Origin of the sequence: Pseudomonas sp. S31, from assembly GCF_016648105.1 — a bacterium.
In the GTDB taxonomy this organism is placed as follows: domain Bacteria; phylum Pseudomonadota; class Gammaproteobacteria; order Pseudomonadales; family Pseudomonadaceae; genus Aquipseudomonas.
In genome coordinates this window covers 1-423 of record NZ_JACVVE010000096.1, presented here as the reverse complement: position 1 = coordinate 423, position 423 = coordinate 1, and the positions used below count along the sequence as shown (strand labels likewise).

Here is a 423-nt window from a genome sequence, read left to right as displayed (position 1 = left end):
ACCGAGGGTGCGAAGTTCTGGATGAAAGTGTTCAACGACCTCAAGACGCGTGGTATCGAGGACGTGCTGATTGCCGTGACCGATGGCCTAAAAGGTATGCCAGAGGCTCTCAGTGCCGTGTTTCCAGACACGACGTTGCAAACGTGCATCGTGCACCTGATCCGCAACAGCCTCGACTTTGCGGCCTGGGACAAGCGACGGGCTCTGGCCAAGGAGCTGAAACCGATTTACCAAGCCATCAATGCCGAAGCAGCTGCGCAAGCACTCGATGAGTTTGAGAACGGGCCGTGGGGCGAGAAATATCCGACGGTGGTGGCTGCCTGGAGGCGCGCCTGGGATCGAGTAATTCCATTTTTCGTCTTCCCACCAGCCATCAGAAAGGTGATTTACACCACCAACGCCATCGAGAGCATCAACGCCCAG

General features: G+C 56.7%; 1 protein-coding gene. It reads left to right on the top strand.

The genetic code is table 11. The features are described from left to right. Window positions 1–423, top strand: a 423-nt coding sequence (locus tag IAE37_RS28625; protein ID WP_201178800.1) for an IS256 family transposase, incomplete at both ends; no start/stop codon positions are given.